Annotated in this window: 14 protein-coding genes and 1 other annotated feature; of the genes, 10 read left to right on the top strand and 4 right to left on the bottom strand. The window is 31.4% G+C overall.

All coding sequences use genetic code 11. From position 1 onward, the window contains the following. The first annotated feature begins 205 nt into the window (after positions 1-205). From O5Y44_RS06480 to O5Y44_RS06455, 6 genes are all read left to right on the top strand, one after another. A complete protein-coding gene (locus O5Y44_RS06480) occupies positions 206-1,018 on the top strand; it encodes a Cof-type HAD-IIB family hydrolase (protein WP_316447213.1) in 813 nt (270 codons plus the stop codon). Between the two features lie 16 nt (positions 1,019-1,034). Then, complete coding sequence (gene rlmH, locus O5Y44_RS06475) at positions 1,035-1,511, top strand: 23S rRNA (pseudouridine(1915)-N(3))-methyltransferase RlmH (protein ID WP_048803186.1); 477 nt, start codon at positions 1,035-1,037, stop codon at positions 1,509-1,511. A gap of 268 nt (positions 1,512-1,779) precedes the next feature. Next, entirely contained in the window at positions 1,780-2,643 is an 864-nt protein-coding gene (locus O5Y44_RS06470) for a restriction endonuclease (protein WP_371465757.1), read from the top strand. A 32-nt stretch (positions 2,644-2,675) separates the two neighbouring features. Further along, complete coding sequence (locus tag O5Y44_RS06465) at positions 2,676-3,449, top strand: hypothetical protein (protein WP_316447215.1); 774 nt, start codon at positions 2,676-2,678, stop codon at positions 3,447-3,449. A 13-nt stretch (positions 3,450-3,462) separates the two neighbouring features. Beyond that, on the top strand, positions 3,463-4,290 hold the full coding sequence (locus tag O5Y44_RS06460) for a hypothetical protein (RefSeq protein WP_316447216.1): 828 nt from the start codon (positions 3,463-3,465) through the stop codon (positions 4,288-4,290). Between the two features lie 217 nt (positions 4,291-4,507). Beyond that, positions 4,508-5,938 (top strand): alanine/glycine:cation symporter family protein, encoded by a 1,431-nt coding sequence (locus O5Y44_RS06455; RefSeq protein WP_271987553.1) that lies wholly within the window; start codon positions 4,508-4,510, stop codon positions 5,936-5,938. 78 nt (positions 5,939-6,016) lie between these two features. Here O5Y44_RS06455 and O5Y44_RS06450 read toward each other — a convergent pair whose 3' ends face one another. Continuing rightward, positions 6,017-6,331: a type II toxin-antitoxin system RelE/ParE family toxin gene (locus tag O5Y44_RS06450; protein ID WP_271987555.1), complete on the bottom strand. Its 315-nt coding sequence runs from the start codon at positions 6,329-6,331 to the stop codon at positions 6,017-6,019. After that, the gene (locus tag O5Y44_RS06445; protein WP_271987556.1) at positions 6,318-6,590 is read right to left on the bottom strand and encodes a type II toxin-antitoxin system Phd/YefM family antitoxin; all 273 of its coding nucleotides are present in this window, start codon (positions 6,588-6,590) and stop codon (positions 6,318-6,320) included. The genes O5Y44_RS06450 and O5Y44_RS06445 overlap by 14 nt, the downstream gene beginning before the upstream one ends. Before the next feature lie 178 nt (positions 6,591-6,768). Further along, positions 6,769-6,987 (top strand) — a binding site (T-box leader). A gap of 101 nt (positions 6,988-7,088) precedes the next feature. On the opposite strand from O5Y44_RS06445, the gene O5Y44_RS06440 reads away from it, so the two are divergent. After that, entirely contained in the window at positions 7,089-9,731 is a 2,643-nt protein-coding gene (locus tag O5Y44_RS06440) for a valine--tRNA ligase (RefSeq protein ID WP_271987557.1), read from the top strand. Between the two features lie 135 nt (positions 9,732-9,866). Here the strand turns inward: O5Y44_RS06440 and O5Y44_RS06435 are convergent, their stop codons facing one another. Both O5Y44_RS06435 and O5Y44_RS06430 read right to left on the bottom strand, forming a co-directional pair. Beyond that, positions 9,867-10,004, bottom strand: a complete 138-nt coding sequence (locus tag O5Y44_RS06435) for an LPXTG cell wall anchor domain-containing protein (RefSeq protein ID WP_371465754.1) — start codon at positions 10,002-10,004, stop codon at positions 9,867-9,869. A 17-nt stretch (positions 10,005-10,021) separates the two neighbouring features. After that, a complete protein-coding gene (locus O5Y44_RS06430) occupies positions 10,022-10,621 on the bottom strand; it encodes a hypothetical protein (protein WP_371465753.1) in 600 nt (199 codons plus the stop codon). A 251-nt stretch (positions 10,622-10,872) separates the two neighbouring features. Between O5Y44_RS06430 and O5Y44_RS06425 the strand changes: the two genes are divergently transcribed. From O5Y44_RS06425 to ppdK, 3 genes are read left to right on the top strand one after another with little or no spacing between them, the layout of a single operon-like run. Beyond that, positions 10,873-11,490 carry a CBS domain-containing protein gene (locus tag O5Y44_RS06425; RefSeq protein ID WP_048803178.1) on the top strand — a complete coding sequence of 206 codons (618 nt, stop codon included), beginning with the start codon at positions 10,873-10,875 and terminating at the stop codon, positions 11,488-11,490. Between the two features lies 1 nt (position 11,491). After that, positions 11,492-12,301 (top strand): pyruvate, water dikinase regulatory protein, encoded by an 810-nt coding sequence (locus O5Y44_RS06420; RefSeq protein WP_371465752.1) that lies wholly within the window; start codon positions 11,492-11,494, stop codon positions 12,299-12,301. Between the two features lie 53 nt (positions 12,302-12,354). Next, complete coding sequence (ppdK, locus tag O5Y44_RS06415) at positions 12,355-14,991, top strand: pyruvate, phosphate dikinase (RefSeq protein ID WP_371465751.1); 2,637 nt, start codon at positions 12,355-12,357, stop codon at positions 14,989-14,991. Positions 14,992-15,339: the final 348 nt, after the last annotated feature.

Below are 15,339 nucleotides of genomic sequence, written 5' to 3'. Positions count from 1 at the left end.
CTTTGGGTCTTATTTTTATGTTAATTTTAGAAAAAACTTAATATTAGAGTGATTTAATGAGGAAAACGGAGAAGTCATATCAGATTGATATGATTTTTCCTTTTTTGCTATGAGAGAGTAGTGTAATCTGATATAATGTAAAGAAGTGAAATATATAAATTGATAAGATTATAGATTTAATGAAATCTACTAAAGGAGCTTTTGTATGATAAAATTAGTTGTTACAGATATTGATGATACGCTATTAAATAGTGATCGTGAGATTTCTAAGAAAAATAGAGAAGTAATTGAAGAGTGTAAGAAACAAGATATTAAAGTTATTTTAGCATCGGGTAGACCTGATTTTGGAATGATGAGTATAGTAGAAGATTTACAACTTGATAGTTATGATAACTACTTACTTTCATTTAATGGGGCTAGAATTGCTAATCTTAAGACGAATGAAGTGATCTATGAGAAGTTTTTATCTCCTGAGAGAATTAAGTTCTTAATAGATGTTGCTTTGGAGAATGATTGTGATATTCTTACTTATCAAGGTGGGAAAGTTCTTACGAATCGTGATAATGAATATGCACGAATTGAGTCTGGTTTAGTAAGTGCAGAACTAGTAATTAGTGAAAATATGAAAGATGATATTAAAGAAGGTGCAGCTAAGGTAATAATTCTTAAACATCCTGGTGAAGCTGTTGCAGTGAAAGATAAACTAGCACTTGAATTAGGTGATGAGTATGAGGTTGCTATGTCTAAACCGTTCTTTATCGAGATTAACGATAAAGGTATTTCTAAAGGAGTATCATTAGATTCATTATGTAAAAAACTTGGTTTAACAAATGAGAATGTAATGGCATTAGGTGACGGGCTTAATGATTTAAGCATGATTGAGTTCGCTGGTATGGGAGTAGCGGTTGATAATGCTAATCCTACTTTAAAAGAAGCGGCGAATTTTATCTCTAAGTCAAATGATGAAGATGGTTTCGCTTATGCTATTGAAAAATTTGTTCTTGGTAAAGATGTGTAGATAGAAAGAGGTCCTGATGAAAGTAACTTTGATTTGTGTAGGTAAAGTTAAGGAAAAATTTTATAGAGATGCTATAAAAGAATATGAAAAACGTCTTGGAGCATATATTAAGTTAAATACTATTGAAATTTCTGATGAAAAAGTAAAGGTAGAGAATGATTCAGAAATAGCTCTTGCGATGGAAAAAGAAGGGAATAATATATTATCAAAAATTAAAGATAATCAGTATGTTATTACTTTGGAAATTTTAGGTAAGAATTTATCAAGTGAAGAATTTGCATCAAAAATTGATAATTTAATGCTTACTGGTAAGAGTGATGTTGCATTGGTAATTGGTGGAAGTTATGGTCTTTCTGATAGTGTGAAAAAACGTAGTGATTTTGCATTATCGTTTAGTAGAATGACGTTTCCACACCAGATGATGCGTGTTGTCTTACTTGAACAGGTGTACAGAGCTTACCGTATAATAACAGGAGCAAGTTATCATAAATAATATAACAGATGCTGACACTAAAGTCTTAATTTTTACAAAGTTTATATAAAAAATCATAGACGCAGTGGCCTATTGATATCTAAATTCACTTTATAAAAGCTTTTTAGATATCTAATAGCCTGTGCGGGGGTGACTCGACAAAATCGATTTCTACGAAATCACGATTTTTGAGTCACTCCCTTTTTTACTATTAATTTATAAAGATTTTTAGTATAATAAAGAAAAGAACAGATATAAGAAAGGAGGGGAGTTTGTGGATATATTTAAAATGACAAATAGTCAGAAAGAGAATGTTATTTCCAAAGAAATAATCATTGCACTTAGAAAAAAAGGGGGAAGTGACACAAAAAGAGCGATAGCAGAGTATTTTAGAAAAAATTCTGAAGTTATAACTGAAGAATATATTGATTCTCGTCGTATCTCTAAAAAAAGTAATAGAGAGTATTCTCCATTCAAGTTTTTCTTTAATTTTACTTTGAGTTATTTAGAAAAAGCGGAATTTTTAAAAAAAGATGGTAAAGTTTATACTTTGACAAGTAAAGGGCGAGAAGCTAACCTTGAGTCTTTAGATTTTTCAGCTATATATAAAGAAATTAATAAGAAGATTAAACGAAAAAAAGAGATAACAGATATTGAAGAAGTAATTTCTGAAGATGAAAAAGAAATTGTAGAAGATCAGTGGAGAGATGAGCTAATTAGAAAATTAAAAAAATTCAGCCCAGCAAAATTTGAGATGTTCGCTAGAAAACTCGTTTCAAAAATGAATGTTGAGATGGATGAAAAAATAGGGATTCAAGTTTCTAACGATGGTGGTCTTGACGGATTTGGATACATAACAAGTGATGATTTTCGAACTGCTAGAGTTGCTATTCAGGCTAAAAGATGGGAAGGGAATGTGCCTTCTCCTGAAATAGATAAGTTTAGAGGTGCAATGGATAAATATAATGCTGAATTCGGTATATTTATCACAACATCAAAATTTTCAAAATCAGCTATAGAAGCTTCTCGCCAAGGGACTAGAACAATAACCTTAATTGATGGTGATATTATTGCTGATTTAGTAGCGAAATATGAATTATATGTTAAACCTGTAACAACTTATGTGTTAGACGAATTTTATGATGTAGAATAGAAGAGAAGAGAAGAGAAGAGAAGAGGAAAGTTATGTTTGGATTCAATAATCATATGTTAGAATCATTATTTAATATCTTCGGAGGAATAGCTACTCTATATGCTAGTATTGGATATATTGTTTCAGTTATCTTTTCAAAAATTATGTTTGATATACTTGGGGTTAAACCGATTTCAGCACTTGTACCATTTTATAATACATATAGGATTTATAAAGAGTATAAAGGTCGTGTTTGGAAGAGAAACTGGGGAGTTGCGTATATACTAACTTTTATTTTTCCGGCTGGTATAATCACAGGTGTAGTATTGAATTTGACGAGTTATAAAGTGAATAATGAAGTTGTGTTTAATTTCATGCTTCTTTTTCTTGTTAGTATAATAATAGTTTTTATATGTTTTCTAATAATAAATGTATTTGGTGTAATTATGTTATTTATTATATATTTACCAATTTTCGATACAAAAGTAAGAAAAGTAGTATTGAATATTCAAACCGCACTAACACTATTAACTATATTTGGAACTAGTATTTTTATTGAAATAGATCCTAATTTTAATACTGTAAGGTTAGTGATGATACAAATGATTTTTTCTGTTGTATTTACTATTGTTTATCTTTTAGCGGCAAGAGAAGTTAGAGCTAGAATTAGACGTGGAGAATATGTTCTTCAGGAGAAATTAGATTACGAGACTATGGATAGTTTTGAAATCAATGAAACTCTAAAAGCTCGTAAGAGAAGGTTAGTAGTGCCTATAATTTCTAATGAACTTAATTATAATGTAATAGAAAATAATGATATGAAATAAAGGAGGAATTTTTATGTTTGAAATAGATGAACATCTGATGAGTCAGATATTGGCTATAGGTTTAATTGTGTTGCTCATCGTAGTATTTTTTGGATATATTATTACAGCGATATTTTCAAAAATTATGTTTGATATACTTGGAGTTAGGCCAGGACTTGCGTTTATACCATTTTATAATACTTATAGAATTTATAAAGAATATAAAGGGCGCGTTTGGAAGAGAAATTGGGGAGTTGCCTATATAATAACTTTTGCGTTGCCTATGGCAGTCATAGGAGGATTGGTATTCGCATTAATTAACTTACCGATAATTACAGGTGATAGATTTTATGAAGAATTTGCAACGACGCTGATTTTAGGGTTTGCCGTATTGATAATTGGTGGAATAGTAATCTCAGTATTTAATTTTATTCTGTTATTTATTACGTATTTACCAATATTCGATACAAAAGGTAGAAGAATAGTATTATATATCCAAGCTGGATTAACGATTTTATCTTTATTTAGTGGATTTATTTTTCAAGGAGATCTTGTATTAAGAAATATTTTCTCAGTATCTCAATTCATATTCTCTATTGTGTTTATGGTTGTCTACTTTGTTGCTGCTACAGATATTAGAGCTAGGGTTAGAAGTGGTAAATATGTTCTTCAAGAAAAATTAGATTATAACAATCTAAATAGTTATGAGATTGATTCTATTTTGAAGACTCGTGATAGAAAATTAGTTGTTCCTGTTATGTATAATGGAATGGATAACTATCCGATGGGTAACTATCCTTATCCTGTGAATAATTATCCAACGAACAACAATGAAGAAGTAAATAGAATTGAATATGTTTAATGAGAAAAATCCAGGTGATTTGAATGTAATGTTTAAAGCTCCTGGATTTTTTATGTGAGATTTCAAGTATTTTCTATAGTTTTTTAGTAAATATTGAAAGTAAAGTTGATTTAAGATAGTCTTATGTTAGATTTTCTAACGTATATTTATAATTGTAGTGTTTTTTAAAGTATAATAGGTAGCGTAAAAAACAAATAAAACGAGGAGTTGACTCTTAATGGATAGATTTTTAGAATTATTGACTAACATTAATGACTTTATGTGGACTTATTTCCTAATAGGGTTGGTAATGGTAACTGGTATTTATTTTACATTTAGTACTAAGTTTGTTCAATTTACTTACATTAAAGAAATGTTCAGACTTATTACAGAAAAACCTAAAGTAGGTAAAGACGGCGAACAAAAAGGTGTTTCTGCTTTCCAAGCCTTCACAATCTCAGCTGCGTCAAGAGTAGGTACTGGTACAATTGCAGGGGTTGCTATTGCGATTGCAATGGGTGGACCTGGTTCAGTATTCTGGATGTGGGTAATGGCGCTTTTTGGAGGAGCTTCATCTTTTGCCGAATCAACGCTAGCCCAAGTATATAAAGTTCGTGATAGAAAAGGTGTTTATCGTGGGGGACCTGCTTACTATATGGAAAAAGGTCTTGGCCAAAAATGGATGGGTGTGCTTTTCGCGATTGTTATTTCTATAACATATGGTGTAGCATTTAACTCTGTTCAAACTAACACTATTGCTCAGGCTTTACAAGTATATGATATTAATGCAAATATTGCAGGTATTGCTTTATTAATTCTTACTATTTTCGTAATTTTTGGTGGTGTAACAAAAGTTGTTAAAATTACTCAATGGTTAGTACCAGTAATGGCAGTGGCGTACTTATTTATCGTATTAGTTATAATGGTTATTAACATTGACAAATTACCTGGTGTTCTTGCTCAAATCGTGAAATCAGCATTCGGTCTTGAACAAGTAGGTGGTGGAGTAATTGGTATGGGGACATCAATTCTTTTAGGAATTAAGCGTGGTATGTTCACTAACGAAGCTGGTTTAGGATCAACTCCTAACGCAGCGGCTACAGCTGATAGTACTCACCCAGCTAAGCAAGGATTTATCCAAACTCTAGGAGTTTACTTCGACACATGTTTAGTATGTACAGCAACAGCATTCTTAATCTTACTATATCCTGGTGTTGAATACGGAGCTGGTAAGTTACAAGGTATCCAACTTACACAAGCTGCCTTAACTTCACAAGTAGGAAGTATCGGAACAATTTTCTTAATCGTGGCTATTTTCTTATTCGGATATAGTTCTGTAATTGGTAACTACTACTATGGAGAAACAAACATTCAATATTTACTTCCTAAAAAATGGGCTGTAAATGTTTATCGTGTTATCGTATGTATCTTCGTATATGTAGGAAGTGTATTAGATTTAAACTTAGTTTGGGGAATTGCCGATGTAACAATGGGGATTATGAGTTTACTTAACTTAATCGCGATTATCGGACTTTCTGGTGTAGTTTATGTAGTATTAAAAGACTATGTAAAACAACATAAACAAGGAAAAGATCCAGAGTTTTACCTAGATAACTTACCAATTAAGTTAGATAATGCAACTGCATGGAAAAATAAAAAAGAAGATTAATATTTAAAAAAGTACTTCAATGATGGAATTAGATTTCTAATCGTTGAAGTACTTTTTTATATTTATCTGGAATGTTTTTTATAGGATATCAATCCATTTTTGTCTTGCATGAAGAATTCGGTGAATCATTACAGTTTTATTTTCTTTGTTCACTTTATAGAAAATGATGTAATTCTTAACAAGACATTTTCTAAATTTTTTACGGTGTAGATAGGCATCATCAACTAATCCATAGCGAAAAGGCATGACAGATAGAGCAGAAACAGCGGATTCTATTTCGTCAAGTAAGGCAGATGTAGTAAGTGGTGCATCTAAATTATGATAAATATAATGGATAATATCTTTTAAGTCTTTATGATAGGTTTCAGAAACAAGTATTTTATAATGTTCCATTTTTTAGATCCTCTCTTAAGCTTTTCATGGAATCATCAAAAGTAAGGGTACGACCGTTTGTAAAATCAGATTCACTTTGCTCAAGAAGTTGATATAGTTCGTATCTTCCCATGAATTTATTGAATAAATCAATACTCATGACGGCAAGGTCACCGCGCCCATTTTTGGTAATAAAGATGGGTTCACCTGTTTCATGGCAAAATGAAGAAATTTCATTGTAATTATTACGTAAATCTGTACTTGATTTAATGTTCGGCATAATAGCACCTCCTCTAATCTAAAGATATTATACTATTATTTCTTTAGAATGTCAAAAATATAAAAGGTAGAGGGCTTAGAAATTAACAAATTCTTACGCACCACACTTACAAAGTTTTCCTTTTGCTTGCATTATAAAAAAAAGTATGTTATTATATTAAACATATTTTAATTATAAAATATATGCGATGAGCCGATAAGTAGAAGTTCTTGCGTACCGTAGGATACAGAAAAGAAATCAGTGGTTGAGAGATTTCTCCTAGGCAGGACTTTGAAGTAGCCGGTGAGCATTTAGAGTGAAAGTAAGTAGCTTTAAACGTGGTTAGAGCGTTAATCTTATTAAGTGCTAATGTTATAATTAGAATAAAGGTGGTACCACGGAAACTTTCGTCCTTATGTTAAGGATGGAGGTTATTTTTTTTATCTAAAAAAATACCACAAAAATAACTATGAAATTTAAAATAATTAATAATAAAATAAAAATTTAGGAGGAACAGTCATGACTGAAATGTCTACAAAATATAATCCGACCGAAGTAGAAAATAATCGCTACAACTGGTGGTTGGAAAAAGAAGTTTTTAAAGCTGATAATAAAAGTAAAAAAAATCCATATACAATCGTAATTCCACCACCAAACGTAACTGGTAAATTACACATTGGACATGCTTGGGATACAACTTTACAAGATATGTTAACACGTTACAAACGTCTTAAAGGATTTGATGTGCTTTATCTTCCAGGAATGGACCACGCTGGTATTTCTACACAAGCTAAAGTAGAAGCTAAAATGCGTGAAGAAGGATTAAGTCGTTATGATTTAGGTCGTGAAAAATTCTTAGAGCGTGCATGGGAATGGAAAGAAGAATATGCTGGATATATTCGTGTACAGTGGGCTAAACTTGGATTAGGTTTAGACTACTCAAGAGAAAGATTTACATTAGATGAAGGATTAAATAAAGCAGTAACGAAAATTTTCGTAGATCACTACAACAATGGTACAATCTACCGTGGTGAGAAAATTATCAACTGGGATCCAGTTCAAAGAACTGCATTATCTAATATCGAAGTAATTCACAAAGACGTAGAAGGTGCATTCTATCACCTTAAATATTTCTTAGCTGATGGAAGTGGAGACTATCTAGAAGTAGCAACTACTCGTCCTGAAACTTTATTCGGAGATACTGCGGTTGCTGTTCACCCTGAAGATGAAAGATATCAAAAATATATTGGTAAAACAGTTCTATTACCAGTAACAAATAAAGAAATTCCTGTTATTGCAGATGAATATGTAGAAAAAGATTTCGGAAGTGGAGTAGTTAAAATAACTCCTGCCCACGATCCAAATGACTTTGAAGTAGGAGAACGTCATAACTTAGAACGCATCATCGTTATGGATGAAGGTGCTGTTATGAATGAACATGCTGATAAATATAACGGTATGGATCGTTTCGAATGTCGTAAGGCTCTTATCGCTGATTTACAAGAAAGCGGAGTATGCTTCAAGATTGAAAAACACCTTCACTCAGTAGGTCACTCTGAGCGTAGTGGTGCGGTTGTTGAACCATATCTTTCTAAACAATGGTTCGTTGACATGAAACCTCTTGCTGATAAAGTATTAGAAAATCAAAAAGATGCAGATAGAAAAGTTAACTTCTATCCACCACGTTTTGAAAATACGTTAAATACTTGGATGGAAAATATCCAAGACTGGTGTATTTCTCGTCAATTATGGTGGGGACACCGTATTCCAGCATGGTATCACAAAGAAACTGGTGAAGTTTATGTTGATGTAAACCCACCAAAAGATATTGAAAACTATGTTCAAGATGAAGATGTTCTTGATACTTGGTACTCTTCAGCATTATTCCCATTCTCAACATTAGGATGGCCAGATTTAGAAAGTGAAGATTTCAAACGTTACTATCCAAATAGCTGTCTAGTAACTGGATATGACATCATCTTCTTCTGGGTTGCTCGTATGGTATTCCAAGGATTAGAATTTACAGGAACACGTCCATTTGAAGATTGTTTAATCCACGGTTTAGTTCGTGATGAACAAGGTCGTAAGATGAGTAAATCACTTGGTAATGGTGTAGATCCAATGGAAGTAATCGAACAATACGGGGCTGATAGCTTACGTTACTTCTTAGCTACTAACTCAACACCAGGTCAAGACTTACGTTACTCAACTGAGAAAATTGAAGCAAGTTGGAACTATATCAATAAAATTTGGAACGCTTCTCGTTTCGTAATTATGAACCTTGAAGGTTTCGAATACAGTGATATTGATTTAACTGGAGAAAAAACATTAGCTGATAAATATATCTTAACAAAACTTGCTAAAACTATTGAAGATTTCGAAAGATTATTCGAAAAATATGAATTTGGTGAAGCAAGCCGTATTCTATACAACTTTGTATGGGAAGAATTCTGCTCATGGTATATCGAGATTGCTAAGATTTCATTAAATGGTGAAGATGAAGTTGCGAAGAAAACTACTAAATCTATTTTAGTATATGTACTTGATGCTTCTCTAAAAATGTTACATCCGTTTATGCCATTCGTAACTGAAGAAATCTGGCAACACATTCCTCACACTGGAGATAGTATTGTAACTAGTGAATTTGCTAAAGTTGATGCAAGTCTAGTATTCGAAAAAGAAACTGAAGATATGCAATTCATCCAAGATGTAATCACAGCAGTACGTAACATCCGTAGTGAAGTGAACGCTCCTATGTCTCGTGAGATTCCTATTAAAATTAAATACTCACAAGATAGCGTAAAAGAAGTGCTATTAAGTGGTAGTGCGTACTTAGAGAAATTTGCTCGTCCTAGCGAACTTATTATTGAACGCGAAGTAGAAGCAAGCGAAACTGACATCAGTCGTATCTTACCAGGTGCTGAGATCTACGTTTCATTAAGCGATTTAATCGATGTAGACAAAGAAAAAGAACGTCTAGGAAAAGAATTAGAAAAATTACAACAAGAATTAGATAGAGTAAACAAAAAACTTTCTAATGAAAAATTTGTTGGTTCTGCTCCAGAAGCGGTTGTAGCTAAAGAAAAAGAAAAACAAGCAACATATCAAGAACAATATGATAGTGTTAAAGAAAGAATAGCTGCATTAGATAATTTAAAATAGTATAAAATAAAATAGAGAGTGATTCGAAAATCGTATAGATTTTATCGAGTCACTCTCTTATTTATTATGTAGTAAATAGATGTAGATTAATTATAATAAAAAAACTCTAGCTAGTTTTACCTAGCTTAGAGTTTATTAATCATCTTTATTATTCTTTTTTCTCCAGATCAGGAAGAAAATTATTGTGATTATTATGATTATACCAATGTATGCACCATAATTTTTAACTGCTTCTCCTGTATTAGGAAGAGTACTTAGTGATAATAGATTCATTTTAAATCCTCGTTATATTATTTTTCTTCTTTTTGTTCAGGAGTATTTTTTAGAACTTCAGTTTCAACGCGTTCTTTAACTGAATCTAGTGTTTCAGTTGATTTGTTAGTGAAATCTTCAACTTTTTCTTGAACATTTGCTTCATTAACGTCTTTTTTAATATTTGATACTTGATCTTTGATTTTTTCGAAAGAAGAAAGAGCTTTTTCTTTGTAAGCTTCTACTGAAGGTTTGAATTCTTCAACGATTTTTTTTGCGTCACCTAAGTTTTCTTTAACTTCTGAAGTATATTCTTTCACGTTAGATACGTGCCCTTTAATGTCTGTTACATTACTAGATAATTCTTTTCCGTAATCAACAGCATTATTATATTTGTTTTCTAGAGCATTTTTAGCTTTTTTAAGATTTTTTACTAAGTCATTGTATAGGTAGATTGCCGCTTCTTCAACACCATTTTTCTTAGTGTAGCGAATCATACAACGTGTGTAACCATAGTAATCTTTAGATTTTTTCTTGACGTATTCAGTGTGTTCTTCAACTTTGTTTGGATTTTTTGAGTAATAGTTAGCAATGGCTATACCTGTACCGATTGCAAATAATTTTGATAATTTTGACATACAATTTTCACCTCGATATATTATTAGATTAATTATATCATATAAACATTTAAATTTAAATAAAATAGACAATGAGTAACTCTATTTTAATATATTGGTAATAAAGTAGGATTGGAATGTAGGGAAAATACCATTTAAAATGAAATAATCATACATAATAGAATTTATTATTACACATTAATATAATATAACTATTGAATTAGTGTGTAATATATTGTATAATAAAAAATATAATACAAGAAGGAGGAACAATGAAACTTACTGAGAGACATAAAGCTATAATTGAAATAGTAAAGAATTTCGAGCCAATTACAAGTGATGAGATAGCTGAGAAGCTATCTTTAGGGAAATCTACTTTAAGAAACGATTTGGCAGTATTAGGGATGCTAGAAATTTTAGAAGCAAAACCTAATGTAGGTTACTATTACAATTATAACTTTTCACCAGGAGAACAACGTGAAGAAATAAAAAATAAATTAGTTAAAGATGTTATGGGGATAGCAATAACGGCTAAAAGTACAGCGAATTTCTCAGATGTATTATCTAAATTATTTATATATGATGTAGGAACAATCTTTATTGTCGATGAAAATAATCACCTAGCAGGTGTAACATCTAGAAAAGATATGTTGAAATTATCAAGAAATGCTGATGGTCAAAATCTTCCAATAGTACTAGCGATGACACGTGTACCAAATGTAATATACATATATGAAGATGAATTAGTTAGTGATGCCTTAAGGAAGTTAATTTTACACGAAATTGACTGCTTACCTGTCGTAAGAGATGAGGATGGAGGCAAGGTGATCGTCGGAAAAATTTCAAAAACTACATTAATTAAATTATTATTGGAAATATTGGAGGGATAATATGTTAACTGTACATATAATTTCAGATTCAATAGGGAATACTGCGAAGGATGTTGTAGATGCAGCTTTAGTGCAGTTCTCTTATGGAAAAGCTGATTTTAAGGTATTGAAGAATTCAAATGTTTGTACGATAGAAAAAATAGATTGTATTATGTCGAATGTAAATGATGGGGATGTAATAGTTCAAACATTGGTAGATAGTACCTTAGCCGAATACGTGAAGAAAAAAGGGTTAGAAAAAAATATAAAAGTTATAGATTTGTTAAGTGAAATGCTAAATACTTTTGAAGATAAACTTGGAATAAAGTCTGAGGGGAATCCAGGTTTAAACAGAAAAATGGGAACTGAGTACTTCAAAAGAGTTGATGCATTGGAATTTGCTGTGAAGTATGATGACGGGAAGGATATTAATGGTCTTAAAGAGGCGGATATTGTTATTTTGGGGGTATCAAGAACGTCTAAAACTCCATTGAGCTTATATCTAGCGAATAGAAACATTAAAGTTATGAATGTTCCTATTGTACAAGATTTAATACTACCAGAGCAAATATATGAAGTAAAAAGAAAGATTATTGGTTTAACAAATTCAGTAGAACAACTTAATAAGTTGAGGGAAGAAAGACTAAAAACTTTAGGAGTGGATGGAAATACTGATTATACAGATGAAATCCAAATATTTGAAGAATTAGAGTACGCGTTAGAAATTATGGGGAAAATTGGTTGTCCGATAATAGATGTTCAAAATAAGGCTATTGAGGAAACTGCAGAGTTGATAATTGGGATAATGAGAGAACGCGGCTTAGAAGTTTAACATTTAATAAATAATTATATACTGTAACAAAAATGTGATGGGGGAATTTTAAAATGACAAAAAAATATGTTTATAATTTCAGTGAAGGAAATAAAGATATGAGATCTTTACTTGGGGGTAAAGGTGCGAATCTTGCAGAAATGAAGGGATTAGGAATTAATGTACCACCTGGTTTTACTATTACTACAGAAAGCTGTAATAGTTATTATGAAAATGGGGAACGAATTAAACCTGAGATTTTAAAACAAATTAATGAACAATTAGAAATATTAGAGAAAACGATTGGTAAAGAGTTGGGAAGTATAGAAAATCCGTTATTAGTTTCTGTACGAAGTGGTGCTGTATTTTCAATGCCTGGAATGATGGATACAATTTTAAATTTAGGATTGAATGATGAAACAACTATTGCCTTAGCTAAGAAAAATAATAATTATCGTTTTGCTTATGATAGTTATAGAAGATTTATTCAAATGTTCTCTGATGTAGTAATGGATGTAGAGAAATATAAATTTGAAGAAGTATTAACACGAGTAAAAAATGAAAATGGCTATGAACAAGATAGCGATATGAATGAAAAAGATTTATTTAAAGTTGTTGAAGAGTTCAAAGAAATCTACAAAAAAGAAGTAGGACGTGAATTTCCGATGAGTGTGAAGGAACAACTTATGCTAGCTATCGAAGCGGTATTTAAATCTTGGAATAATAATCGTGCTAAAGTATATAGAAGACTTCATAATATTAGTGATAAACTAGGGACTGCTGTAAATATCCAAGCCATGGTTTTCGGGAATATGGGAGACAATTGTGGTACTGGAGTATCATTTAGTAGAAACCCTGTAACTGGTGAAGATGAACTATTCGGAGAATATTTAATTAATGCACAAGGGGAAGATGTAGTTGCGGGAATTAGAACTCCAAAAAATATTAGTGTGCTTGCTGAAGATATGCCACATTTATATAAAGAATTTGTGGAACTTTCTAAAAAATTAGAAGGACACTACAAAGATATGCAAGATATTGAGTTTACTATTGAAGATGGCAAGCTATATATTCTTCAAACAAGAAATGCTAAGAGAACACCAAATGCTGTTGTTGAAGTTGCAGTTTCATTAGTAGAAGAAGGTGTTATTAGTAAGGAAGAGGCTATTTTAAGAGTAGGTACAGAAGAAATTAACAAACTTCTTCACTCTACATTTGAAGAAAAATCATTGAAACAAGCACAACAATTAACTCAAGGATTAGCGGCTTCACCAGGAGCAGCAGTGGGAGCAATTTATTTTACTGCACATGAAGCGGTAGAAGCGGCTAAAACAAAACCGGTTGTATTAGTAAGAGAAGAAACGTCACCTGAAGATATTGAAGGAATGGTTAGCTCAGAAGCCATTGTAACTCTACGTGGAGGTATGACATCACATGCTGCGGTAGTTGCACGTGGAATGGGTAAATGCTGCGTATGTGGTTGCCAAAACATGATTATTAATTATGACGAAAAAACTTTAAAAATTGCTGGAATTACATTAAAAGAAGGAGATGTAATCTCTGTTGATGGAAGCAGTGGTAAGGTTTATCTGGGTGAAGTTGATAAAATAGATGCTAGATTCAGCGATAGATTCAATAAGCTCTTAGGATGGGCGGATGAAATTAGAAGTCTAAAAGTATTAGCAAATGCTGATAATGAAGTTGATGCAAAAGTTGCTTTCGAGTTTGGAGCTGAAGGAATTGGATTATGTAGAACAGAACATATGTTCTTTGAAGAAGATAGAATTAGTTTAGTTAGAAAAATGATACTAGCATCAGATACAAATGAAAGAATTAGATTCTTAGATAGATTACAACCAATTCAAAGTGATGATTTCTATAAAATTTTTAAAGAAGCGAAAGGTAAATCTGTTAACATAAGATTACTAGATCCACCACTTCATGAATTCTTACCGAAAGATGAAAAAACTGTAAAAGTTATTGCTGAGGAAATAGGTGTAAGTGTTAGTCAATTAGAAGCAAAAATTGCTAGTATTGCTGAGTTCAACCCTATGATGGGACACCGTGGTTGCCGTCTAGGAATAACATATCCAGAAATTTATTTAATGCAGGCAAAAGCGATCAGTTCAGCAGCGATTAGAGCACGTAAAGAAGGAATTGAAGTTAATGTAGAAATTATGATTCCGTTAGTAGGTTTAGAAAAAGAACTTGTAGTTCTACGTGAGCAAATAGTTGAATTAGTTGAAAAAGAAATACAGTTATACAATGCGGACTTTAATTATAAAGTAGGAACTATGATTGAAATACCACGAGCTTGTGTAGTAGCTGATAAGATTGCTGAACATGCAGATTTCTTCAGTTTCGGAACAAATGACTTAACACAATTAACATTTGGTTATTCAAGAGACGACGCTGAGAAATTTATCGATATCTATAAGAAAAAAAATATCTTAGAGTCAGATCCATTTGTTCATTTAGATGAGAGTGGAGTACTAGAGTTAATGAAGATTGCTGTCAATAAAGCAAAAGCTGTAAAACCAAATATTAAACTAGGAATTTGTGGTGAGCATGGAGGAGATGAAAAATCAATTCTACTTTGTTCAAAAATTGGTTTAGGTTATGTTTCTTGTTCACCATATCGAGTTATTATCGCAAGAATTGCAGCCGCTAAAGCAGCCATTAGCGATATAGAAGTAGCGTTAACTAAGTAAAATGTTAAAGAAGAAATAGAGGTTTTTAGTAATTTATCTACTAAGACTTTGCTATAATAATTAATGATTATATTAGCAGAATATGAGGGTGATTCTTAATGAATTACCCTTTATTTTTTTAGTATAAGAAAATATGTGGGTTAAAGATTTAAATTATGTCTTAATTAACTGAATTATAATTATAAAGTCTTTGTAAATATTACAAAAATATTAAATAATAATTAATATTATACAAAGTAAATTGATTTTTTTTTCATTATACATTAAAATTAATGTAGTATATTGTACCATTTTATATCGAAAAAAGGGTTCAAATCAAAATGAAAGTTAAATGAAAGTTTAAATATT

Origin of the sequence: Gemella sp. 27098_8_155 (genome assembly GCF_041433725.1) — a bacterium.
Lineage (GTDB): Bacteria > Bacillota > Bacilli > Staphylococcales > Gemellaceae > Gemella > Gemella haemolysans_D.
Note: the sequence above shows the minus strand (reverse complement) of the source record. Positions and strands in the feature narration are given on the sequence as shown.

What these genes read in the sequence shown, in the direction of transcription:
- O5Y44_RS06420 (WP_371465752.1), top strand. Translation starts at nt 11,492, where the DNA reads ATGTTAACTGTACATATAATTTCAGATTCAATAGGGAATACTGCGAAG.
- ppdK (WP_371465751.1), top strand. Translation starts at nt 12,355, where the DNA reads ATGACAAAAAAATATGTTTATAATTTCAGTGAAGGAAATAAAGATATG.
- O5Y44_RS06450 (WP_271987555.1), bottom strand. Translation starts at nt 6,331, where the DNA reads ATGGAACATTATAAAATACTTGTTTCTGAAACCTATCATAAAGACTTA.
- O5Y44_RS06455 (WP_271987553.1), top strand. Translation starts at nt 4,508, where the DNA reads ATGGATAGATTTTTAGAATTATTGACTAACATTAATGACTTTATGTGG.
- O5Y44_RS06445 (WP_271987556.1), bottom strand. Translation starts at nt 6,590, where the DNA reads ATGCCGAACATTAAATCAAGTACAGATTTACGTAATAATTACAATGAA.
- O5Y44_RS06460 (WP_316447216.1), top strand. Translation starts at nt 3,463, where the DNA reads ATGTTTGAAATAGATGAACATCTGATGAGTCAGATATTGGCTATAGGT.
- O5Y44_RS06465 (WP_316447215.1), top strand. Translation starts at nt 2,676, where the DNA reads ATGTTTGGATTCAATAATCATATGTTAGAATCATTATTTAATATCTTC.
- O5Y44_RS06430 (WP_371465753.1), bottom strand. Translation starts at nt 10,621, where the DNA reads ATGTCAAAATTATCAAAATTATTTGCAATCGGTACAGGTATAGCCATT.
- O5Y44_RS06470 (WP_371465757.1), top strand. Translation starts at nt 1,780, where the DNA reads ATGACAAATAGTCAGAAAGAGAATGTTATTTCCAAAGAAATAATCATT.
- O5Y44_RS06480 (WP_316447213.1), top strand. Translation starts at nt 206, where the DNA reads ATGATAAAATTAGTTGTTACAGATATTGATGATACGCTATTAAATAGT.
- rlmH (WP_048803186.1), top strand. Translation starts at nt 1,035, where the DNA reads ATGAAAGTAACTTTGATTTGTGTAGGTAAAGTTAAGGAAAAATTTTAT.
- O5Y44_RS06440 (WP_271987557.1), top strand. Translation starts at nt 7,089, where the DNA reads ATGACTGAAATGTCTACAAAATATAATCCGACCGAAGTAGAAAATAAT.
- O5Y44_RS06425 (WP_048803178.1), top strand. Translation starts at nt 10,873, where the DNA reads ATGAAACTTACTGAGAGACATAAAGCTATAATTGAAATAGTAAAGAAT.
- O5Y44_RS06435 (WP_371465754.1), bottom strand. Translation starts at nt 10,004, where the DNA reads ATGAATCTATTATCACTAAGTACTCTTCCTAATACAGGAGAAGCAGTT.